Here is a 23,078-nt window from a genome sequence, read left to right as displayed (position 1 = left end):
TCCACTGCGGTTATTATCAATATGTTGAATGTCAAATTTGCCACAATATTACTTACAAATATTTACCCTACTGTAAACATTGTGGATCTTCTCAAGATTCGGTAGTGGATTAAGGCTATTTTTCAGTTTTCCTTGATTAGGAAGATAATGTGAGCTAGGAAAATGGAACTTATTATGAATTAATGCCAATAAAGAGTTTGCTTAAATTTATTAAAGAAATCTGCACACCAGAAAATTTTCTGCCAGAATAGTAATATTCCTATCACTCAGCAACGGGAGATCTGACAGTGAAATATGAAATTCGCTACAAGCCCGCCTTTGCAGCAATTTTTGTCACTCTCGATCCTGGTGAGAGTATCACTGCTGAGGCAGGGGCAATGACCAGTATGGATGGTAAGCTTACCATCAAAACTCAATTTTCTGGTGGCTTCTTCTCTGGCTTGCTCAAGAAATTCTTTGGTGGAGAGTCTTTATTAGTCAATACCTTTAGTAATCAGACTCAGCAACCATTGAACCTAGTTCTCACTCAATCCATAATTGGCGATATTGCTGGTGTGGAATTAGGAGAACGCAGTCTCTGTTTTCAACCCGGTGCTTATATTTGCCATACTACTGGGGTTAAGCTGGGTGTTCGGTGGGCAGGTTTTAAGAGTTGGTTTTCTGGTGAAGGACTCTTTAAACTGAAAGTCAGTGGTAACGGCACAGTTTTCTTTGGCGCTTATGGTGGTCTTACTCGCAAGCACATTAATGGGGAATTTATTGTTGATACTGGTCATTTAGTTGCCTATGAACCAGAAATTCTGATGAATATTGGGTTAGCTGGTGGGTTGTTGGGATCTGTAACTTCTGGAGAAGGCTTTGTTAATCGGCTGAGGGGTCGGGGTGAGATTTATCTACAGTCTCGTAGTGTTGATGGTTTAGTCAAGTATTTACGTCCTAAGGTTTAGTGGGCGTTGCTGAATTAGCGTGATTTGCGCGGTCTTGGGGGTTTCCCCCATGAGCGACTGCATCAAGAAAGGAATTAACAGGAGTGGGGTGGGCATCCTGCCTGCCAGAAAATGGTAGTGGTACACAATTCATGATTTTAGGTCCCTAACCCTTGACCATACGGTAGCCAAACCACTAGATCTTTACCACTATCCTTCCTAAATTTCGTTAGTTGACACCTCAAGATAAAAATGGAAATAGAACTATTACATCAACCAGATAGTGCGATCGCTCGCGTTGTTCTGGATAAAAATCAAGAATTCGTGGCAGAAGCAGGCTGTATGATTGCCATGAGTGGCTACATCAATGCCAGCACTACTTTACGACAAGGTAAAGGAGGTGGTATTCTCGGTGGATTAAAACGCTTGGTAGGTGGTGAATCACTGTTTTTAAGTGTTTTTCGCTCTCCTGTTGCTGGTGGCGAAATCTTCCTAGCGCCCAAATTCATAGGTGATATTTTAGTTTATCAAATGAATGGTCAGGAGTTGGTGGTGCAGGCGACTTCTTATCTTGCCAGTGAATCAGGTGTTGATATTGATTTAGGCTTTCAAGGTTTTAAGTCCCTGTTTTCTGGCGAATCAATTTTTTGGTTGACTATTAGTGGTTATGGTTCTGTATTGCTGAACTCATTTGGGGGAATTTATGAAGTACCAGTCGAAGATGAGTACATCGTTGACACCGGTCATATTGTTGCCTTTGAAAAAAGCCTGAACTTTGATATTACTAAACCTCCTCGTTCTAGCTGGATTGGTGCTTTTATAGGTGGAGAAGGACTGGTTTGCCGATTTAAAGGGCAGGGTAAAGTCTATTGTCAAACCCACAATCCTGGTGCTTTTGGTCGGCAAGTTGGTTCTCAACTACCACCACGATAAGTACCTGGACGGAAATAAAGATTGTTGCTTGAAGTAGGGAGTAGGGAGTAGGGAATAGGAAGTAGGGAGTAGGGAGTAGGGAGTAGGGAGTGGGGATTAGAGTTAATTCCAGTGAATTCATAATTATTTACACAGTAATTTTTACTATACATTGATAGTAGTTATTAATAAAATAGCAATAACTAATAAATAATAGATAGCCCATAAAAATGATGAATGAAATTGACTACGAAATTGAGCATTCTCCCGCTTATGCCTCTTTGATTATAAACTTACAGGCAGACCAAACAGTCTTAATTGAATCAGGAGCAATGGCAGCAATGGACTCAAGTATCTCGATGAAGTCCAAAGTACGAGGTGGCTTGATGAAAGGACTGGGTCGGATGGTAAGTGGTGAATCATTTTTTGTTAGTGAGTTTACTGCTGAAAAAGAACCGGGGCAAATTTATGTCTCGCCAGGAGTGCCTGGAGATATTCACCATTACTACCTGAAAAATCAGGGTTTAATGGTACAGTCTTCAGGATTTGTTGCCTGTAGTCCAGAAATAGAAATTGACACGCAATTTCAAGGCTTTAAAGGCTTCTTCAGTGGCGAGTCTTTGTTCCTGATTCGAGCTACAGGCCAAGGGGATTTTTGGTTTAGTTCTTATGGGGCAATTGTGGAAATTCCAGTGACTGGTGACTATGTAGTAGACACTGGCTATATCGTGGCGTTTGAAGATACTCTCAATTACCAGGTTGAGGTGCTAGGTGGTTTATCATTTCGAGGTCTTAAAACTGGTGTTTTGGGTGGAGAAGGGTTAGTCTGTCGTTTCAGTGGTGAAGGACGCTTATGGATTCAATCTCGTGAGCTTTATGGGTTAATTAATTTTTTAAATCCTTTCCGTCCAACTAAGAGTGACTAAAAAATTGGTAATGGGTAAATAGTAAGCCAATCACTAATACCTAATCATCAATCCTCAATCACTATAGCACTACGCATTAAGGTGTTTGACATTGATAAAAGCTGAAAAAGTGCGACCCGTGGCGAATTTAATTCTTAATGGGTCAAGGGCACCTGCGCTAATGCACGTAAACTTTTGCCTCTTGCCCGCCCCCCTTACTAAGGGGGGTTAGGGGGGATTCCTCTTGCCCTTGCGCGTAGCGCTATAATTCCCCATCACTAATCCCCAATCACTAATTATGCCTTCTCCAGATATACCTCAGAGTCGCAACCCACCACCAAGTAACCGTCAACTACTGATTTTATTGGGGCTATTGATCAGTTTTATTATGGGGGTGATTTGGCTGTTGAACTTGCTGATCAACGGTCTAATTGGGCTAATTCCTCCTAGTGTGGAGCAAAAGCTGGGAGCTGTAATCGTTCCGGCTTATGAGCAGCAGGCTCAACCATCACCAACTCAAGATACCCTCAATCAACTATTGGCGCGATTGGAAAAACAACTACCACCGGAGCAATCTAAACAACGAGATTACCGGGTACTTTATCTACCAGAGGACACAGTAAATGCTTTAGCACTACCGGGGGATGTGATTGTGGTTTACGCTGGTTTTTTGAAACAGGTCGAGTCAGAAAATGAGTTGATGATGGTATTAGGACATGAGTTAGGTCATTTTGCTCACCGAGATCATCTGCGGAGTTTGGGACGAAGATTGCTGGTACGGACAGCGATCGCTTATTTTGTTGGTGATGTAGGAGCCCTAGAATCTTTGGCTATTTCCGGATTGGCAACACTCTCTAAGTCAAAATTTTCCCAGTCACAGGAACAACAGGCGGATGAGTTTGGCTTGAGGTTGTTGCAGCAAACTTATGGTCATGTCGCTGGCGCAACAGATTTTTTTGTGAGAATGAGTCAAAAACCAGGAGCTTCCTGGGATTTTTTATCAAGTCACCCATCTCCGGGTAAGCGAGTTACTCGACTACAGCGTCTGATTAAGGAACAAAATTATCCTCTCAAGGAGCGATCGCCTCTGCCGGAAAATCTGAATCAATCCCACCTTATATCAAGTCCAATTGAATACCCATCATAAAAGGGTGGGGAGATGGGGAGATGGGGAGATGGGGAGATTTTTATTAAGCGATGCAGCGCGGTCTTGGGGAGGCAGTGCGGTCTTGGGGGTTTCCCCCATGAGCGACTGCATCAAGACAGGGTAATTATCCGGACATGATATGACAAGCACCTCTTGAGGATGGTGGAGTTTCCCCTTACCACATTCTTTTGTTGAGGAGCCTGAGGATTTTTACTCAATAGCATTTAGCGATCGCTTGATATCATCAAGCGATCGCTCTGTATTATTTGGTACGACAATTTGAAGTATAAAACCTGTTCCCTGCTCCGAACGCGCCCCGCGTGACCCACGGCCTCAGTCTCTACTCCCCAAAACCCAGAACCTTGTACCTCACCCAATTGAAAAATGCTATAGGGTTTCTAAATGAGATGTAAACCTAGGAGGCTTTTTTTATTCTCCAATAAAAATCCGGATATCTTTCCCCTCTTGCTTCTTGCTTCTTGCGTCTTGCCTTTCCCTAATGGTAATCGTTCACAACTCAAAAGGATCCGGATCTAATCTCAAACACCAAGAAAACTAGAATAGCTAAGCAAATTTTGCTTCAAAAAAAAATTTTTCTGATCATCTGCGAAAAGTTGGCTTGAGAGGCGCTGTAACAAGTATCAATCAAAAAACGCCGCCTGAGTCGGTGTTTGGTGAATTTCTAGAACAGGTGTATTCTCTAATGAAAAATTTGCTCAACCAGCTTTGGACAAAACTATTTTCCTTCACTCTCAACATAAGACAGCGCTTGCAACAATTAGCAGCAACAATCGTGAAGGGATTCGAGCACGCAAATGATAAAAATATTCAACCAACTGACCAGCAATCATCCTCCGAAGAATCCCAACAACTATCACAATCATCACAACTACTGATAGTAATGAATTACACACCACCGAATGATGGAGACGGCCCTCCCGGTGAAACCGGAAACGCTGGATCACTCTGGAAATTGAACCAGCTAATCCATGAAAATCCTGAGTTTACTAACCCACAAGTTTTACCAATATCAGCATCAAGACAACTACAACTATCACAACTACAGATACTAAATACTTTCACACCACCGAATGATGGAGACGGACCACCCCGTGACAGCAAAGACGCAGGCACTTCCTTGATGAGTGTGAATACATTAAACAATTACAATCCACCGAAAGATGGGAAGGGACCCGTCGGTGACAGCAAAGATGGAGGCACTTCCTTAATGAGTGTGAATACATTAAACAATTACAATCCACCGAAAGATGGGAAGGGACCCGTCGGTGACAGCAAAGATGGAGGCACTTCCTTGCGCAAATATTAACTAGTCAGTTAAAGTATTCCAGTTTTTAATTGCTTACGGTGCTTTTTTCCTGGGTTTTAGAGAATAGGGAGTAGCGACTACATCGCTGCTTCCTATTCTCTATTCCCGATTCCCGATTCCCGATTCAACACTTCTGGGAAAAAACCAGCCTCCAAAACCTCCTCCTGATCAAAAGAACACTGAGAAGGAAAAGTACTCAACTTAATCCCAGTTTCCTGAGCTGCCTTAATTCGAGCTTTTTGATAACATTGGTCAAAGACCTCTGGCAAAAACGCTACGGTGCGCGCCTCCTAGGGCGAGTAAATCGCCCTTGGGTCGCACCGCAAACTAGGACTATCTTCTAGCAGTTCTTCCAAAGCGATACGCTGTTCAGCTAGTTTAGCAGGAGCCTCACACCATAATCTTTGATTTGGTGTGAGAGGTTAGAATTTACCGCAAGAATAGTGGAGCCTTTATGGTTGGCAGGCTATGGAAAAAGGGTAAAAACTTATTGATTAAGGCTCCACTATTCTAAGGTTTCGTCTCCGGAATGCGCGGTTGTTGAGGGGGTTCAATACCCTCTCAACAACCAATCACGACGATTTCGGGGAATCCTGTTGTTCAATGTACTTTCTTAATGTGGACACAGTGACTCCACCGCATGAGGCTATAAAATATGAACCATTCCACAACACATCTTTTCCGTAGAACTTGTTAATTTATTCCTGAAACTTACTTCTAAGTCTCCTACTTGTGACCCTGTTGAGATTATTGATGAATTTGGTTAACTCCATTTGTTAAAAATACTGAAACAACAGATGGATGTGCTCTTCAAACCCATTAAACTCAACCAACTTACCATCCTATTTTTGGCACAAGTTCTCTACTACTTCCCCAAGTCGTTTGATCATTTTGGCGTTAAAAACCTGGTGCCGATACTTGGAGGTTAACACCAGATGGGCTTTTAGAACACTTACTGATCGTCATGCCTGAAAGGAAATCACTTTTTATTGCAACATTTTCGGAATATATACTACAATTATTGTATCCTTGTTTATAATATTCACAAATCAGGGAGATGAAATACACTTACCAGTACAAAGCATTTCTAACCACCGAACAAAAGCTAGAATTCAATTTCTGGTTAAGAGTTTGTCGGTACTGGTATAATCGTCAGCTCGGCGAAAGGTTTGACTGGTGGGAACGCCATAGAACTCCGGTAAACTCTTGCCCATTGATATGTCATCTCCCTGAACTGAGAGATCGTCCTAGCTACTATAGTCAAAAGAAGTTGTTGCCAGGACTTAAGCATAGTGAAATCCGTGTGAACTGGTCAGGAGAGAATCTGGAATTTTCGCGGGTTCCTGCCAATACTCTCCAGGAAGTATGTAAACGTGTAGATAAAGCTTTTGAGCGATTTATTTCTGGGGATAAAAATAACAAAAGAAGTGGGAAACCTCGTTTTAAATCTCACGCTCGTTATCGTTCATTTATTGTTGAAGGAGCAGGATTAAGCCTACACTCCTGTTCAGTTGGGGGGAAATTTATTTATCTAAAAATACCCAAGATAGGCTTAGTAAAAATTCGCTCTCACCGCCATATCCCGGATGGTGCAATCCTGAAGCAGGTGCAATTCATCAATAAAAATGATGGATGGTTTGTAAATCTGAAACTTGATGACCCTACTGTTCCCAATACTCCTTCCGAAAAAATCATCCCTAATTGGGATAATTCCATGGGCATGGACGCGGTACTCCAATGGGATCATTACCTTGCCACTTCTGAAGGAGTTAAGCTTCCATCAGTAAAGTATTTGCGGCGCAACCAAGCTAAATTATCAAAGATTTCCAGAAAGAAAAATGAACGCAAACGTGGGAGTAAAGCACGTCGAAAGCTAGCAAAAAGAGAGGGAAGAGTACATCAACAAATTGCTCGCGCCAGGAAAGATTTCCAGTACAAAACTGCTCACAGTTTGATGAGAACAGGCAAAAAGGTATTTTTTCACGAAAAATTAAACCTAAAAGGGCTAACTAGGCGTAACTCCCCTAAGCCAGACAAAAGTGGAAAATATTTACCTAATGGCCAATCGGCAAAATCTGGACTCAACCTAAGTTGGGCAGATGCCGCTTTTGGTGAGTTCTTTTTGATTCTTGGTCACATAGCTGAAAAAGCTGGAGCCATAGTAATCTCAAAGAATCCTGCTTATACTTCTCAAGTATTATCCTATCGAGATCAAGTAATCTTCACTGATTGTAGTATCCGAGAATATTGGGATGAAATAGAAAACCTCTGGGTTGATAGGGATATTAATGCTGCTATCAACATCAAGAGAGTGGGGCTGGACGTGTTCCCCACTATAAAACGCCGTAAAGGTGCCATTGTAGTAGTTGGTTCTACTACAGATGATACCTCTAAGGAAGTTCTACGCATTCTTCGGAGTGTCTGAGAAGCCTACACCATACCTGTAAAGGTTGGTGTGGGAGCGTCACTGATAGTATTGATCCAACTATCGCTCCTTTTCCCTGGTTGATACATCCACTTGATTGACACTCCCCGCCCTGGAAGGACGGGGATTCTTGCTTCTACGAGGTGACTTGTTATCCCTTGCCGGAGCCAGAAAAAATAGAGGTCTCCTCTTCACAAGCGTACTTGGTCTATGACCCAGGTTTCGGTGTGCCGGAAACGAAACCTTAGAATAGTGGAGCCTTAATCAAAAGCGATGCAGCGCGGTCTTGGGGAGCCAGTGCGGTCTTGGGGGTCTCCCCCATGAGCAACTGGCGTGGTTTCCCCCACTCGCTATTGCATCAAGAAAGGTTAAAACTTTTGACTCATAGCCGACTAACTATAAAGGCTCCACTATTCTTACGGTAACTTCTAACCCCACCGTACCTAAACTAATTAACAAATTAAGATAAACATTTTTTTAGGGATCTTAGACTTTCATAGACTTCCAAATCGTTAGACTTGATTGTGCAACCTGCTTATCTCAAAACAGGTTTTTTACACTGTCTACTTATTCTGTGATCATGTTCATCTAGGATACTATTTTTTTGGTTATGTCTTTATATTAACACAAAGCCATCCTGGAAGGACGGGGCTAATGACCCAGATTTTTTGGTAAGAGCGGGGATTTTGATTTTTTGGTAATCCCAATTCTTAAGCCAGTGACAGCTCCCACACTGACTCTTTGAGTTCAGTGTGGGCAACAAGCGCCAATCCAGCTATTGCTTAGGAGGCGCTGGGCTTTAAGAACGGACTGCCCTGCCGCTCTGGTTTTTTGTTTAATAATGTTTGACCAACTTTCCAGCATTTTCGGCTTTGAAAGTCAGTATTTCCAGTATAACACATCGATTGGTCTTTTGTGAAAGACCCTGTGCAAAATTCATCCCACACTCATGCTGCGCATTGAGATGTGGGGCTTCTTTTGCCGGAAGCTAAACAATAATATCATCTCCCTATCTCCCTATCTCCCTATCTCCCTATCTCCCTATCTCCCTATCTCCCCATCTCCCCACACTTCCCACACTTCCCACACTTCCCACACTTCCCACACTTCCCACCTAACATTGATGATCCTAATTTAAACCATTGGGATTAATTTAGTTGGCGTGTTGCACAAAAGTATATTATATAATATAAACTATAAATAGTCAAATAAATTTAGGTAAACTACTGCTACAAGACAACCGGAGAAGGTAATGTCCCTAGGAAAAAAACTACGAGAACGCCGTGAAAGTCTAGGTTTAACCCGCATACAAGTTGCCAGAGCCTGTGATGTGGTAGAGTCTACAGTGATTAACTGGGAGGCGGATCGGCACAAGCCTAAGCTCTATCCAGAACAGACCAAAGCCTTGTGTGATATTCTAGACTTCAAAATTGAGGATCTGATCCAGTAACTTTTAGGGTATACCCAAAGCACAGGATGGCATTGTGCGATCATTTCATAATCATCTCTAGTGCTGCGGATAGCAATAACTATAGCAATTATTATTTTGGTGAGCTACAAAGCTTATCCTTTTAAGGCAATAGCCATGGATGCAATATTTAAGATCGTTTTAACGGAATCAGATCCCCCCCTTGATAAGGCTCATAAGGGTAAGTTTTTTACTTTGACCTCAGGTGTGGGGTGTGGGGTGACCGGGTGTGGGGTGTGGGGGATAAGAAAGCGATGCAGCGCGGTCTTGGGGGTTTCCCCCATGAGCGACTGCATCAAGACAATGTACTTAATTTGTCGTTGTCAGCCATGCAAAGCGCGAGTGGGGGAAACCCCCTGTTCCGAAGCTGCAGCTTTTTCGTTGTTTTCCTTTTCCTCTCCCTCTGGGTCGCCCCATGTTTGACCTTAATGTAAAAAACCTACCCTTATGAGTTGATCAGGGGGGTTAGGAGGGATCACTAGTCAAATAAGACTAAACCCTCGTAAGTGGGAGAAATGCTATATATCAATTATCCTGCCGTCGCCACCAAGCACGGACTAGTTTAATGTCTTCGTAGGAGTAACGTTCTCCTAAGTATTCCCGTAATTTTCTCAGATACTGATCACCCACTTTTTCAATTGCTTTGATAATTGGCTCATGGTGTTCCAATGGTACCAGTCGTTTTAAATCCACTGGCTGATTCATTTCAATTAATTGGCTCAAATGATCTATTATAGTCCTGGTAGTATACCCTCTTTGTTTAGCAATTTCCTCTACACTTAACCCTTGTTGATAGAATTGCAGGGTTTTCATATAGGTACTGGAGGGCAGAGGTTCTGGTAGTTTTTGCTCTTGACAAAATGCCCTAATTTCTGAAACAAATTGCTCGCCATACTGAGTAACTTTATACTGAGTGACACCAGAAAGTTTAGCAAAATGCTCTAAAGTTTTGGGTTTCAGCTGTGCCATCAGTTTCAGTGTCGAATCAGCAAACACTACATAGGGCGGAATCGATTGGCGGTCAGCTAGCTGTTTCCTTAGTTTCCGCAGTTTATCTAGCAGAAGCTCCGCTTCAGCAGCTCTGGGGTTAATTTCCCCTAAGGCTTTTTCTACAGATGACTGGGGAATAGCAACATAAACAGAACGTTGTTTGCGCAGGATTTCCCAACTTAGTTTATTGAGCTTCAGCACTGAGTAGCCATCGGTGGTTTGGTCTACTAATCCCTGGTGCAAAAGCGATCGCACTAGAATTTTCCAAGCCTCTACAGTTTTATCCTTACCAATGCCATAGGTAGAGAGTAAGTGATGGCCATACTGCTCAACTTTCTTACTTTTTGAGCCCCGCAACACCTGAATAATATGGTTCATCCCAAACCGTTCCCGACACCGGGCTACACAAGAGAGGAATTTTTGAGCTTCTATAGTCCAATCTTCTACTGGCTTAGGATAGCAACAGTTATCACATTTATCACAATTCCCTGGAAACCGCTCACCAAAGTAGCCCAGCAAAATCCGGCGGCGACAATCTGTGCCTTCTGCGTAGTCAACAATCTGATTTAACTGTTGATAGGCAATCCGTTGTTCGTTGGGATCGGGCTTTTGATCAATGAGATAATGAAGTTTTGAGATATCACTAGCGCTGAATAAAACGGTACATGTGGCTGGTTCCCCATCCCGTCCTGCTCGTCCCGATTCCTGGTAATAACTTTCGAGGTTACGAGGTAAATCGTAGTGAATCACAAACCGTACATCGGGCTTATTAATTCCCATGCCAAAGGCTACCGTAGCTACGATTATCCGCACATCATCCCGGATAAACCGATTTTGATTAGTTGTCCTAGCTTTATCCGTCATTCCGCCATGGTAAGGTAAGGCAGAAATGCCATCATTCTGTAACCGGAAAGCAACTTCGTCTACAGAACGGCGGCTCGTACAGTACACAATACCGGAACCTTGGTGAGAACGGATCTGTTTTAATAACTGTTTATAGCTTTGCCGTTGTTTTGGTTGAACGTCGTAGTAAAGGTTAGGACGGTTGAAACTGGCGATGTGAACCTTCGGCTGTCGCAGTTCCAGTTGTTGGATAATGTCCTGTTGGACTCGATTAGTAGCAGTAGCGGTCAGAGCCAGCACTGAGCTATTAGGATAACGGTTACGTAATAGTTTTAGTTGCCGATATTCTGGGCGGAAATCATGCCCCCATTGTGAGACGCAGTGCGCTTCATCAATGGCAAAGGTGGGAATACCGATTTGCGATCGCACTCTATCCAAAAATGGGATAAACTGCTCTGCTAGTAACCGTTCTGGTGATACGTAGAGTAATTTTATCTGACCCTGAAGGATGGCCGCTTCCCGCGATCGCATTTGTTGGAAGCTCAAGGTACTATTGATAAAGGTAGCCCCAATGCCATTATCTTCCAAAGACGTGACTTGGTCTTGCATCAAGGAAATCAGAGGAGATACCACAACGGTTAAGCCCGGTTTGAGGAGAGCTGGCAGTTGATAGCACAAGGATTTACCACCGCCAGTCGGCATGATAATCAGTAAATCCTGATTTTGCAGCGCCTCTTCAATAATCTGTCGCTGTCCTGGACGGAAACAGTCGTGACCAAAGAAATGTTTAAGGGCATGCTCCAGGGATGGCGACTGTTCCATGGTCGTGAGGGGATTGCGATCGGTTGAGTGTTGGTGATCAGAGTATTAGTTTAAGATATTATCTTATCAAAAGATGACCGCAGGCTCTGCAACAACGCTCCTCAAGTACCAAGATCTAGTAGATCACGTAGCTATCATAAGCTATTATTCTAATATTTATCATGACTATGAGGTACACCGGCTTTTTTAACTCTTGCCTATTGCCTCTTGCCTATTGCCTATTGCCTATTGCCTCTTGCTTCTTGCTTCTTGCCTCTTGCTTCTTGCCTCTTGCCTCTTGCCTCTTGCTTCTTGCCTCTTGCCTCTTGCCTCTTGCCTCTTGCCTCTTGCCTCTTACCTATTGCCTCTTGCCTCTTGCCTGCTCCCTAAAAACCATAAATGTGTACCTCATTAGTATAAAAATTGCTATCAGCCTCTCATACATCTGTAATCAGTCTGGCCTTCCTGAGTAAGAACTGTAAGACAGTCTCTTCTCTAGTAATAATATCTGCCCTACCCTCCATTCCCAACTGGATAGCACACTGCTTATTGCCTTTACCTAGAACAAGGCTTTCTGGAGCAATGGTTACCTGGTAGAAGGCGCTACCCCTGTTTTCCCGTGACGCTGTGATACTATTGCTTTGAAGTGTAGTCGCATCTGGGGCAATCTTCTTGACTACACCATTGAGAGTGCCGTAATCTGGATAAGGGCAAGCAGATACCCTCAACTGTGCTGCTTGATTTATCTCTACTTTACCAATATCACGAGCAGGAACCAAAGCTTTAACTAGTAATGACGTGTTACTAGGGGCAATTTGGGCAATTTCTTCCCCATGTTTCACAGTTTGACCAGAATTACGTAGAGCAAGTTGGAAAATAGTACCGTCTTCTGGAGATTTAATCGCAGTCTGCCTCAGTTCAATTTCCACTTGTTGGAGTTCACGGGTATCCTGGGACTGCTGGTTCTGAATTTCAATGCGCTGCTGGATCAGGGCTTCCTTTTCTCGGTTTAAAGTAGCTAGGGTGGCTTTAGCGATCGCTTGTTCTTGAGCAATGCGCTGTTGAGCGATCGCTACTTCTGCATTACTAGGATTAAGAGCAGCTTTAACCCGTTGCAGTCTAGCTCGACGGGCATCAACTGCTTGTTTTTGCTGGTCTATTCTTTGTTTTTGCGCCTCCACCGCTGCTTTTTGCGCCTCCACCGTTTGTTGTTGCTGGTCAACCGCTAATTCAGCTTCCTCTAATTGATTTTGAGACAGAGCTCCTGATGCTGATATGCTCTGATACCGCTTTCGCCTAGATTTAGCCGCCTTTAAAGCCGACTCAGTTGACCTTAAGTTTGCCTGTGTTGATTTTAACTGAGCCACTGCTTGTTGCAACTCCTCTTGGGCAAATCTTAAATTGGCAGCTGCTTCTTCAACTTCAGTCACAGTAGTTAGAAGCCTGTCTTGATATTGCCGACGGCTACGACTAAGTTCCGCCTCAGCAGAGGCAACAGCGAGCTTGGAGCGGTCAGTTTCTGCTACAATCTGGCGATCGAGGGCACGAATCTGGGCATTGATTTGGATCAGTTGCAGCTGTGCTTGTTGCTGATTGTTTTGCAGTTGACTCTTTTTAGTTTGCAAACGGGAGTCATCAATGGTAGCAATCACATCTCCTTTTTGAACCATTTGATTCTCCGCAACCAAAATCTTGATTACCGAACCTTCAACAGGTGCCTGGACCAGACGCAATTCACCAGCGGGACGGAAAATTGCCTGTGCTTTAACAGTTATCTTATATTTAGTGACACAGGTCAGGGTAACAGCTACCCCCATAGCACCAACCAGAAATAATCCGCCAAGAGTACTCCAACGACTGATTGGGGGTAGAAAATCGTTTTCTTGAACTGCGGGTAGAAAATCTGTCTTAGGTGTGCTGACCATAATAGTAATCTGAACTATAGCAGTTCTCAATTGGGTGAAGTACTTTGATCTTAAATGGGTAACAGCTTATTTTCCCAACACCCAACACCCGCACTTACCCACACCCCCTTTGATTTTTTATCCTTCAAACTTACAGCCCTAAGGAATTAGGAAATCTAAATGATCGCCAGGTTTATTCCGTAAATCTTCCACAAGACCTTGCATTTTCAATTGCCCTTTATCCAACAGCACAATCCAATCAGCACGCTGGATAACTCTGGGTCGATGGCTAATCATAATTGTTGTTTTCCCTTTCCTGTGGTCAAACAAATTATTTAAAACTTCACCCTCACTCACCGGGTCGAGGGCACCAGTAGATTCATCTAGAATTAGTATTGGTGGATCATTAACAATACTTCTGGATAAGGCTAATCTCTGCCGTTGTCCACCCGAAAGATTGGATCCAAATTCTCCTAATATCGTTTGATATTTATCAGGTAAATTCATGATAAATTCGTCAGCTCCCGTAATTTTACAAGCTCTGACAATCTTCTCAAAACTAACCTGGGGATTACCTAAACGGAAGTTTTCTAGAATTGATCGACTCCAAAAGTGGGCATCTTGGGGAACCAGAACTACTTGTTGCCGCAGGCAATCTAGAGAGAGGTCTTGTAGGTTATAAATATCAATACGAATATTACCCGATTGAGGTGGATATAATGCAGCAATTAGTTTAGCTAGGGTGCTTTTACCACAGCCAGACTTGCCAATCAGGGCAATAACTTTACCCCCAGGAATATTGAGACTAAAATCTTTTAAAAGGTTAACCCTACCCCCATGGTGAAAATTTATATTGGTACAAATAATATCTGAATCTTCCGGAATATTGGTATAGGGTTTTTTGGTATCATATTGAGTTTCTGGTGTAGCATCAATTACCTCATTAAGTCGCTCAGACGCCGTATTAGCACGAACAAATTCATCGACAAAGTTCACTAAAGTAATAATTAATATCGTGACATTACGATTCAGATTGTGAAGTGCCAACAGCTGACCAGTGCTTAATTCATTGTTAATCACTAGGGTGCTGCCAAACCAGAGCAAGATAATGCTACCGACACTGGCAATTAATTTAGAAAATGTATTGTTAACAATTCCAATCTGAATAGTACTGAATCTAACATTTGCTAGGCGACTAAAACGCTGTTGAAATTCTTCCCAAAATTGGGGAGCTGCTGTAATAGTTTTGAGGGTGATAGCACCTTTGAATGTTTCTACCAATACACCTTGATTTTCTGAATCATTTACTAAAACATTACGGGTTTTTTGTTGTAATTTTGGTAGAAAAGCTACCGTAGACAAGGTCATTAAAATAGCGAGAAAACCAGCAAATACCAACAACTTTACACTGTACAACAGCATCAAAACCAAAGAAACCAAGGCCACAAACAGTTGACTGGGCAAACTGATAATAACTTGAGAAACTAACTGGTTAATTACTCCAATATCTCGTAGTCTACTGGCAATTTCGCCGCTCCGGCGGGATTCGTAGTAACCTAAAGGTAAGCGTAAAATTTGTCGTGCGAAGTCTAAGATCAGCCCTAATTCCAGACGTTGGGCAAAGTGGGCAATAATATTTGATTGGGCTAGCTCCAGGCTGCTGCTAACTAGACTCATGATGATAATAGCCATCACGATTCTGGTCAGCAGTTGGGAATCCCCTCGTAACAGCACATCATCCGTCAGGATTTGCAGTAAAAAAGGGGTAGTTAGGGCAATCAGACCCACAACGAAATTGAGCAGAATAGTTTGAGCTATGAGATGGCGATAGGGCCAGAAGCGCTTGAGAAAGCGATCCAAGCCACCAATTTTATCTTTTTCATCCTCTTGGGCAAAAAAGCGGACTGGATCGGGTTCCAACAGAAGCATTACCCCATTGGGCCATGCTTCTTGGAGCCACTTTTTTTCGAGATACCGGATGCCTACAGCGGGATCAGCGATCACATATTTATTGCCCCGTTTGCCGTATAAAACTACCCAGTGATAGCCCTTCCAGTGGATAATCGCTGGTAGGGGCAGGGATTTTTTGTTGACCGCTTCTAGGGTGGCTTTGACTCCTCTAACATTATTGAAACCCAGGGCATCTGCTCCTTGCCTCAATCCCAATAATGTGGTGCCTTGTCTTCGAGTTCCTACTGCTTCCCGACAACGGCTAATGGTGAAGGTACGACCATAATGTTTAGCAATGGAAGCTAGACAAGCAGCACCACAGTCTTCTTCGCTGTGCTGTAGAACAATCTGGTACTTCATGCTGGTATAGCGCTACGCGCTAGGCAATAGGCAATAGCGATGCAGCGCGGTCTTGGGGAGGCAGTGCCTTCATGTGGGGGTCTCCCCCATGAGCAACTGCCGTGGTTTCCCCCATGAGCGACTGCATCAAGACGGCAATAGGCAATAGTTGACTAGAACAGCTTTTGCTACTTGTATCAATGTCCTAACTTTAATGGGTAGTGCTGTACTTCGGAATTCGGACTAGGGCCTGTTTTCTTGCCTCGGAGATCCCCCATTATCCCCCTTAAAAAAGGGGGACGAGCGAGTATGGCTCCCCCCTTTTTTAAGGGGGACGAGGGAGTATGGCTCCCCCCTTTTTTAAGGGGGGCTGGGGGGGATCATAATCTTGCGGAAAACTTTGAAAACACGCCCTAGGCGGTAACTGCCTCTCGGGAGGTCTTCCTCTTAAAAGAAACTTCGGCAGTAAATGAACGCTCACCCTCTTCCAAAATACGTTGTTTTTGTGCTTGCAGTTCCGTCAAACGCAGTTGACTCCAGTTAGCGAGTACAGAGTTACCCAGATCGGTAGCTAAACCAGTCAGTCGCTTTACAGGAGAAATAGCCAATGGATCAACATGCACAGCAGCTAGGTAACAATCGCAAGCCATATCCAGTTCACCCAGGGATTGGTAACACTGACCTGCCATAAACCAAGCAACTGCTGTTCCTGGAGGACCAAGCTTGGTTCCTGAACGATACGCCTTTGCTGCCTCCTCAATTCTATCCTGGTTGATTAGGACTTGTCCCAACTCAAGACGATATCTAGGATCGAAAGGATCCCTCTCAACTGCCTTTCGGATGCGCTCCTCAGCTAGATCAAAGTCCCCTAGCCACAGCGCTTCCTTGGTTCGGCTCTCTAAAATAATATTTTGGTTCTCATAGGCTACTATCTGCTGCTCTTCATTCTCACCAATCAAGCTTTCTGCATAGGATTGGCAAAGCTCCATTTCCTGGACGACCTTTTCTTTATCCCGATTTAGCAGGGGAATAAAAACAATAGCACGACAGTAAATACTCATCAAAAGTTTGTAAGAAAAATCATCCAGGGACGGTTTAATTTCCTGGATTTCTTTGATAAGAACTGAACCCCAAAACTCAGCTTTTGCAACATCTTTGAAGGTTTTTGCATACTCAACCAGAAGCTGGTGAGTGGCATTAATCTTAACCCGATCACCAGATGGAGCATGAGTGGCAATGATTTCAAATTCTTCTAAACTGTAAGGTTTGCCAGCATCAATATGTAAAATTAAATTTGACATTGCTCGACAGAAAGCCAGTGCAGCCAGTCCTGAATCACTAGCTATCTCTGCTGCTGACATCTTTGGCACATACTCTAGAACTGTTCGATGTAGGCATAAGCTGCTCAGAAGATTTATTACCAATAGCTTGGTAACAGGCTTAAGCTCCTGGTAATGGCTCAAGTATTCACAGAGGGTCTGCCATCGTTCAGTTCTTAACTCATTAGCCAGTTGTAGTGGGTGATCAACTTGGTATTGGGTCATACCAGTCTCTCGGATCACAGATTCCCGAAATGAGGTGGGAAGGCTCACCTGCACCCGATAGGGCACTCGTGTCTCACTGATTAAATGACGGTAACTGAACTCTACTTTATATAGATGTGGCGATCCCCCATTGATTGGAGCTAGATCTAAATATGGTCGATTTAGCCAAGCTATCGGTGAACTGTAGATCGAAGGCATAAATCTATCTCCTCTTTGGGTATTGCTAAGCAGCCCCATCAGCTGGTCCTAGCAACTTGTGTTCACAAGCCAATAAAAAAACTAGTGCAACGGGACGAAAATCTTCCATCAGTGCGCAGATGGGAATATCATCGCTCCCACATCTTCTTTACTGGTGGGTGATTGGTACCCCGTTGCACTAGGGTTCTTAATTGTAGTGATCCGCAATCGGATCAGCCCAAATTATCGGCAGTGCCACGGTTGGCCTAGCCGAAAGGCTTTCACTACTACACCATGTTCACATTCCAGCAGCATCTACCACCACCGGCAATAGTTTCCATTGCTTCAAAGGACAGTTCGGTGATCTCTTCTGTGTTTTCTGTTTGCTCAGTGCGCTCAGTCTGGCTAGAGCTGTTGCGCAGGTCTTCATGTTTACGATTACGAGTGATATCAGAATTTGACATTGTATTTCTCCATCATTTACATTGACATTAAACACCTGAAACTGATTGTGAACTTCAGGTGGGGCGTTGCCCTGATTTGGAATGATTGGGAAACCTCGGCAAAAGTTAAATCCCAGTCATTCCTCTCTTTAACAACGACTATATTTAGATTAACTATTCCCAAATAAAAATGTCAATAAAACCGGGATAAAATTTTTATTAATTGTCAGAACTAACTTGCGGATTATAGTAAATTATTTTGCCTTTAAATTGCCAATCTGCCTGAAAACCATTAAAAATCATTACAACCATTTGACAGTATAGCTTTTATTCAGTAAAGCAATATAATTAGCTATGAATAAGTGTTTAATCGATTAATCAGCTAAACACCTATTTTCCCTCTTCCCTATTGCCTATTCCCTATTACCTATTGCCTAAAATAAAAAAGATTTGATAATGCGATCGCAATACTAAATCGATCCTGAAACCAAATCCTAATTTCTGATAACACCAAAAAATCCTTAGATCCTCTTGATGCAGTAAACTCCCCCTACTCCCTATTCCTCACCTACGACTAAATCCCACAGCGCATCAATACCTCTGCCCATATAGTCGGAATCCTGGTGTTGTTCAATCCATTCAATCACGGTAGGGAGTACATGATTGGATGTTTTGCCCAAATTGCCCAATGCTTGGGCTGCCTTGCTACGTACACCAGAATCAGGCTCCTGAAGTCGTGCTAGGAGAACCCTCACTAAGTTTTCTGAGCTGTTTCCCAATTTGCCCAAGGCTTCGGCTGCCCACCGACGTAAACGAGAATCATCATCCTGAAGCTGTCCTAGAAGGGCGTTGACTACGGTTTCTGAACTTTTGCCCAAATTGCCCAAGGCTATGGCTGCCCACCCACGTACACTATAATTATTATCCTGAAGCTGTCCTAGAAGGGCGTTGACTACGGTTTCTGAGCTATTGCCCAAACTACACAAGGCTATGGCTGCACCCGAACGCACACGAGAATCATCATCCTGAAGCCTTGCTAGGAGGGCGTTGACAACGGTTTCTGAGCTGTTGCCCAATTTGCCTAAGCCATAGGCTGCCCCGGAACGCACACGAGATGCATCATCCTGAAGCTTTGCTAAAAGGGCGTTGACTAAAGTTTCTGAGCTGTTGTCCGAATTGCCCAAGGCCACGGCTGCCCTGTCACGCACACCAGCATCGGGATCCTGAAGCTTTGCTAAAAGGCCATTGACTACGGTTTTTGAGCTATTGCCCAATTTGCCCAAAGCTATGGCTGCCCTCCAACGCACATCAGAATTCTCATCCTGAAACCTTGCGAAGAGGGCGCTGACTAAAGTTTCTGAGCTATTGCCCAATTCGCCCAAGGCATCGGCTGCCTTCCAACGCACATCAGAATTATCATCTTTTAGCCGTGCTAGCAATATTGTAATTACCTGATCTTTTTCCCCTAACTCGGCTCGATAGTTCAGCAATCGCCACTCATCAATTCGATCGGATTGCTGTTCCAATAATTCCAATACCTGTGCTTCAAAATCGGTTTCATAGAAACTACAAATTATATTAAAAACCTGCTCGGAAACCCTCTCACCAACCCGCTCTTTACTACTAACTTCTAATTCAACCAACCTCTCTAAAATCTCTTGGACTAAGCCACGATCAGCACCACGCAAATTCTTCGGGTCTTCTGCCAAACAACTACCAGCAAACAACAAATCCCGATGTAACCACTGCTCATAGTTACTATTATTAGTCAAAACTGCCCGAATCGCCCTCGCTGACTTTTTCGGTTTTTGTTGCGCTATCAGCAATAATAACACTTCGCGCCAGTGGGAGTCATGCAAATGCTCCCGAATCTGACTTAAAACAATCTCAAAATCTCCCTCATTATCCGCTTGATAGTCAATCTCTTCAGCACACAAATATTCCTGAAACGTTTTATGGACAAACCCATAACAATTTTGCCCTTGCTCATTCAATAAACCCGTGCGATCGCGAATCAAGGTTACAAATGCTTCTGCTTCTTCTTTGGCTTGATATAACTGCACCTGCTTCAAGGTTTTAATCTGCTGACTCAACTGATCAATCAAATCATCCCGGTCTATAAACGTCCCACTGTCGTTATCTTCAACATTTCCTTGGGTATGAATCCAATAAGCCAGCAATTCCATCAATCGGCGCAAATCATATAAATCTAGATACTTAAATAATCCCTGATTGCTGATTTCTTTGTTAGCATCCCAAGAGGTTAACAACGTCTTGACGGCGCAATTATAAAGCTCAAACCGTTCTTTGGGCAAAACCGCTTGATACCGATGAATCAATGCAATAATTGTCAACAATAACGGATTCCGTGCCAATAGCTTAATCCGGTCATTATCATCTAGCGCCTTTCGTAAACTCTGCTTACGCCTTTCAGCTTCTGCTTGGTCTTGAAACCGACTGTTATACCAGTTATCAATAAACGCTGAAATCTTCTGGTCATCAAAGGGGTCAATTTGATAGTGGGGAAATTCCTCAGTGCGGAAAAAGTCGCGCCGATAGCCAGCCGGTCTAGATGTAATAATCGCGCGATTTCTGTCAAACTGTCCCAAAAAATTCTCGATGCGCCTGACTACATCATTCCGTTTAGCATCTTCTGCCACTTCATCCAAACCATCTAGCAATATCAACGCCCTACCATCAGACAACCAATGCTCAAAAAATCCTACTGGTAAGGATTTCACTGACATTGTGTTTTCAGCAAATACCCGAGCATAGTCGATCAGGCTTTTATCGAGATTTATCGCAAAATCTCGCATCCTAATTAAAATCGGTAGCCAATCCGTATCACCATCTAATCCTAAAATCTCAGGATTTTGCTGAGCCAACATTACTGCAAAATAACTCATCAAGGTAGTTTTACCAGAGCCTGGCGCACCCAATATCACTACTCGTCTCGACTGACTTTGGCTCAATAACTGCTCCGCCAAGAATTTGCGGCCAGTTGTCTTTGCTAATAGTGCTATTTCTGACGTTTCCCCACTACCCGCTGCTAACCAATCCCGTTCCCAAGCGCCAGCAGTTGATAAATCTTCCACCACATCTGGCATTACAAAAATTTGCGCTAACTTCTCGGATTTTTCTACTTCTTGCCCAGGCACAGCAATGCCAGCAAATTTAACATCATCAAACCAGTTAGCTAACTGGTCACAATAATCCTGTTTAGCTACCTGAAATTTTAGATAAGTATCGGTCTGCTGAAAATAAGCATTAATAAATGTCTCTACCCAAGGCTTGAGACTGTCGTGATTCAGTTTAATGTTATGCCCTTCAGCTTGCTGTTGAAATACCGTGATTAAAATCTCTCGCTCTGGCTTACCCTGATTAAGTAACGGTTTTTGTAATTCTGCCAAAACTGCTGAATGAGTAAAATAGTCGCGCAAAAAATTATTAACTCCATTCCAGCCATCCGGTCTAGCGTGAAAAAATAAGCGCTGGCTCGGATCCCGTTGTTTTTCCCATTCTTTTACTGCCGCTTCTCCCGCTTTGATTGCCTTCTCTACATCGCTTTTACTCAGAGCTTGACTTAAGCTATCCCATCCTTGTCCCGAAACAATCTCTAACAACGATTCCCCTATTTTCGGGATTGCCCAACCGGCTAATACTGACAAGGGTTCTATCATTGGTTTCTAGTTATCGTTAATTAGATTAATTATAGCAATTTAGGGAGTAGGGAGTAGGGAGTAGGGAGTAGGGAGTAGGGAGTAGGGTTTTTGCGTGGGTTTTGATCCCCCTAAATCCCCCTTAATAAGGGGGACTTTCCAGATAGATTTCCGGGCTCCCCCCTTATTAAGGGGGGCTGGGGGGGATCGAGCTAGTAAATGCGATAGAAAGTTCGATGCTCTGAAAAATCCGCTACGCTAACGCATAAATATTATATCAAATTAAATGCTATTCCAGAATTAAACTATAAACTTAAATGCTATCCCAGTATTACGGTATTAATTTAATATCACGCTACGCGATCGCTTTTTTTTTAATTTTTAAAAAATAAACAAACTAATTCAAAAAAATATCGTGCATATCACTAAAAAAAAATGAAAAATACTTGACAAAATAAAAAATATTTATTTATAATAAAATTGTTCCAAAAATCAACAACAAAAAACATTATGGACATCGAAAACTTTCTCCCAACGTTCGAGTATAATCCCAACAATCCTAATCTCCCTGAATTATCTGGCCAAGCCCAGCCAGGACGGGAGCAAATCAAACATATATTGATCGGTTCTCCCAAAACCGTGCGGGTCACAATCTATAATCTTTATAGCCGTGGCTACGCACAAGTTCATGAGTGGAGCACTCCTCAACCTACCGGAAATCCTGGTGAGGTGATCAGTATATTGAGTCGATATCTGTTGCTAGATTAAGATAGCAACTTGCCAGGGATGCCAATCCCTGTCTTGATGCAGTCGCTCATGGGGGAAACCACGGCAGTTGCTCATGGGGGAGACCCCCAAGACCGCACTGCCTCCCCAAGACCGCGCTGCATCGCTGGCGACACCGAAAAACTCAGGAGAAAGTACGACGTCTAAAGTCTAAAACCTAAGTTGGTATGTTGTTGATTTGGTGAACACATAGTCAAGGACCCTAGGGCTCTTGACTATTACAAGAAATAATTCGGTCAAGCATTGGAATTAACCAGAACTTGACCGAATTTTTTTTATTTTGATCATTAATGAAACAGTGCGTAGGGTGTGTTAGGGGCGGGCTTGCTTTCATGTTCTCCTGTTCGCGCCTGAGACAACCCGCCCCGTAACGCACCATCCAAGAGTTTATATTGCGAAAATGCAATAGTTTTTTTAAGCACCTACACCACCTACATCACCCACATCACCCCTAGCGGTAATGCAATAGTTTTATAACCCCACTACCCACACTTACCACGCTACCCACCCTTTCCATCCAATACTTGCATCT

General features: G+C 43.3%; 19 protein-coding genes and 1 pseudogene. 10 read left to right on the top strand and 10 right to left on the bottom strand.

All coding sequences use genetic code 11. From position 1 onward, the window contains the following. The first annotated feature begins 287 nt into the window (after positions 1-287). Positions 288-947: a TIGR00266 family protein gene (locus tag F6J99_RS20725; RefSeq protein WP_293114882.1), complete on the top strand. Its 660-nt coding sequence runs from the start codon at positions 288-290 to the stop codon at positions 945-947. Here the strand turns inward: F6J99_RS20725 and F6J99_RS20720 are convergent. Then, complete coding sequence (locus F6J99_RS20720) at positions 937-1,080, bottom strand: hypothetical protein (RefSeq protein ID WP_293114880.1); 144 nt, start codon at positions 1,078-1,080, stop codon at positions 937-939. The genes F6J99_RS20725 and F6J99_RS20720 overlap by 11 nt on opposite strands. 98 nt (positions 1,081-1,178) lie before the next feature. On the opposite strand from F6J99_RS20720, the gene F6J99_RS20715 reads away from it, so the two are divergent. Further along, a complete protein-coding gene (locus tag F6J99_RS20715; protein WP_293114878.1) occupies positions 1,179-1,859 on the top strand; it encodes a TIGR00266 family protein in 681 nt (226 codons plus the stop codon). Here the strand turns inward: F6J99_RS20715 and F6J99_RS20710 are convergent. Further along, the gene (locus F6J99_RS20710; RefSeq protein ID WP_293114876.1) at positions 1,841-2,011 is read right to left on the bottom strand and encodes a hypothetical protein; all 171 of its coding nucleotides are present in this window, start codon (positions 2,009-2,011) and stop codon (positions 1,841-1,843) included. The genes F6J99_RS20715 and F6J99_RS20710 overlap by 19 nt on opposite strands. A gap of 57 nt (positions 2,012-2,068) precedes the next feature. Here F6J99_RS20710 and F6J99_RS20705 point away from each other — a divergent pair, with 57 nt between their 5' ends. The 4 genes from F6J99_RS20705 to F6J99_RS20690 all read left to right on the top strand — a co-directional run bounded on the left by F6J99_RS20705 (position 2,069) and on the right by F6J99_RS20690 (position 5,217). Then, positions 2,069-2,764 (top strand): TIGR00266 family protein, encoded by a 696-nt coding sequence (locus tag F6J99_RS20705; protein ID WP_293114874.1) that lies wholly within the window; start codon positions 2,069-2,071, stop codon positions 2,762-2,764. Positions 2,765-3,041: 277 nt separating this feature from the next. Continuing rightward, the gene (locus F6J99_RS20700) at positions 3,042-3,890 is read left to right on the top strand and encodes a M48 family metallopeptidase (RefSeq protein WP_293114872.1); all 849 of its coding nucleotides are present in this window, start codon (positions 3,042-3,044) and stop codon (positions 3,888-3,890) included. A 12-nt stretch (positions 3,891-3,902) separates the two neighbouring features. Next, complete coding sequence (locus F6J99_RS20695; RefSeq protein WP_293114870.1) at positions 3,903-4,028, top strand: hypothetical protein; 126 nt, start codon at positions 3,903-3,905, stop codon at positions 4,026-4,028. A 565-nt stretch (positions 4,029-4,593) separates the two neighbouring features. Next, positions 4,594-5,217 carry a hypothetical protein gene (locus F6J99_RS20690; protein WP_293114868.1) on the top strand — a complete coding sequence of 208 codons (624 nt, stop codon included), beginning with the start codon at positions 4,594-4,596 and terminating at the stop codon, positions 5,215-5,217. A 92-nt stretch (positions 5,218-5,309) separates the two neighbouring features. Here the strand turns inward: F6J99_RS20690 and F6J99_RS20685 are convergent, their stop codons facing one another. Then, positions 5,310-5,486 carry a DUF29 family protein gene (locus F6J99_RS20685; protein ID WP_293114866.1) on the bottom strand — a complete coding sequence of 59 codons (177 nt, stop codon included), beginning with the start codon at positions 5,484-5,486 and terminating at the stop codon, positions 5,310-5,312. A 303-nt stretch (positions 5,487-5,789) separates the two neighbouring features. Then, positions 5,790-6,152 (bottom strand): annotated as a pseudogene (gene tnpA, locus F6J99_RS20680) (IS200/IS605 family transposase). Positions 6,153-6,274: 122 nt separating this feature from the next. Between tnpA and F6J99_RS20675 the strand changes: the two are divergent. Both F6J99_RS20675 and F6J99_RS20670 read left to right on the top strand, forming a co-directional pair. Then, positions 6,275-7,642, top strand: coding sequence for a transposase (locus tag F6J99_RS20675; protein ID WP_293114864.1), 1,368 nt, complete (start codon positions 6,275-6,277; stop codon positions 7,640-7,642). Between the two features lie 1,252 nt (positions 7,643-8,894). After that, positions 8,895-9,092: a helix-turn-helix transcriptional regulator gene (locus F6J99_RS20670; RefSeq protein WP_070391622.1), complete on the top strand. Its 198-nt coding sequence runs from the start codon at positions 8,895-8,897 to the stop codon at positions 9,090-9,092. Between the two features lie 543 nt (positions 9,093-9,635). On the opposite strand, the gene recQ is transcribed toward F6J99_RS20670, so the two are convergent. Beyond that, positions 9,636-11,765 carry a DNA helicase RecQ gene (recQ, locus tag F6J99_RS20665; protein WP_293114862.1) on the bottom strand — a complete coding sequence of 710 codons (2,130 nt, stop codon included), beginning with the start codon at positions 11,763-11,765 and terminating at the stop codon, positions 9,636-9,638. A gap of 167 nt (positions 11,766-11,932) precedes the next feature. Here recQ and F6J99_RS20660 point away from each other — a divergent pair, with 167 nt between their 5' ends. Then, positions 11,933-12,217 (top strand): hypothetical protein, encoded by a 285-nt coding sequence (locus F6J99_RS20660; RefSeq protein WP_293114860.1) that lies wholly within the window; start codon positions 11,933-11,935, stop codon positions 12,215-12,217. Here the strand turns inward: F6J99_RS20660 and F6J99_RS20655 are convergent. The 5 genes from F6J99_RS20655 to F6J99_RS20635 form a co-directional block, all read right to left on the bottom strand. Then, positions 12,182-13,669: an HlyD family efflux transporter periplasmic adaptor subunit gene (locus F6J99_RS20655; protein ID WP_293114858.1), complete on the bottom strand. Its 1,488-nt coding sequence runs from the start codon at positions 13,667-13,669 to the stop codon at positions 12,182-12,184. The two genes, F6J99_RS20660 and F6J99_RS20655, sit on opposite strands and share 36 nt — an antisense overlap. 138 nt (positions 13,670-13,807) lie before the next feature. Then, positions 13,808-15,958, bottom strand: a complete 2,151-nt coding sequence (locus F6J99_RS20650) for a peptidase domain-containing ABC transporter (RefSeq protein ID WP_293114856.1) — start codon at positions 15,956-15,958, stop codon at positions 13,808-13,810. A gap of 392 nt (positions 15,959-16,350) precedes the next feature. Next, entirely contained in the window at positions 16,351-17,679 is a 1,329-nt protein-coding gene (locus F6J99_RS20645; protein ID WP_293114854.1) for a tetratricopeptide repeat protein, read from the bottom strand. A 266-nt stretch (positions 17,680-17,945) separates the two neighbouring features. Beyond that, on the bottom strand, positions 17,946-18,122 hold the full coding sequence (locus F6J99_RS20640) for a hypothetical protein (RefSeq protein WP_293114852.1): 177 nt from the start codon (positions 18,120-18,122) through the stop codon (positions 17,946-17,948). A gap of 536 nt (positions 18,123-18,658) precedes the next feature. Then, positions 18,659-21,781, bottom strand: a complete 3,123-nt coding sequence (locus F6J99_RS20635) for a HEAT repeat domain-containing protein (RefSeq protein ID WP_293114850.1) — start codon at positions 21,779-21,781, stop codon at positions 18,659-18,661. Between the two features lie 489 nt (positions 21,782-22,270). Here F6J99_RS20635 and F6J99_RS20630 point away from each other — a divergent pair, with 489 nt between their 5' ends. After that, complete coding sequence (locus F6J99_RS20630) at positions 22,271-22,528, top strand: hypothetical protein (RefSeq protein WP_070391627.1); 258 nt, start codon at positions 22,271-22,273, stop codon at positions 22,526-22,528. Positions 22,529-23,078 lie beyond the last annotated feature (550 nt).

Origin of the sequence: Moorena sp. SIO4G3 (assembly GCF_010692305.1) — a bacterium.
GTDB lineage: Bacteria > Cyanobacteriota > Cyanobacteriia > Cyanobacteriales > Coleofasciculaceae > Moorena > Moorena producens_A.
Note: the sequence above shows the minus strand (reverse complement) of the source record. Positions and strands in the feature narration are given on the sequence as shown.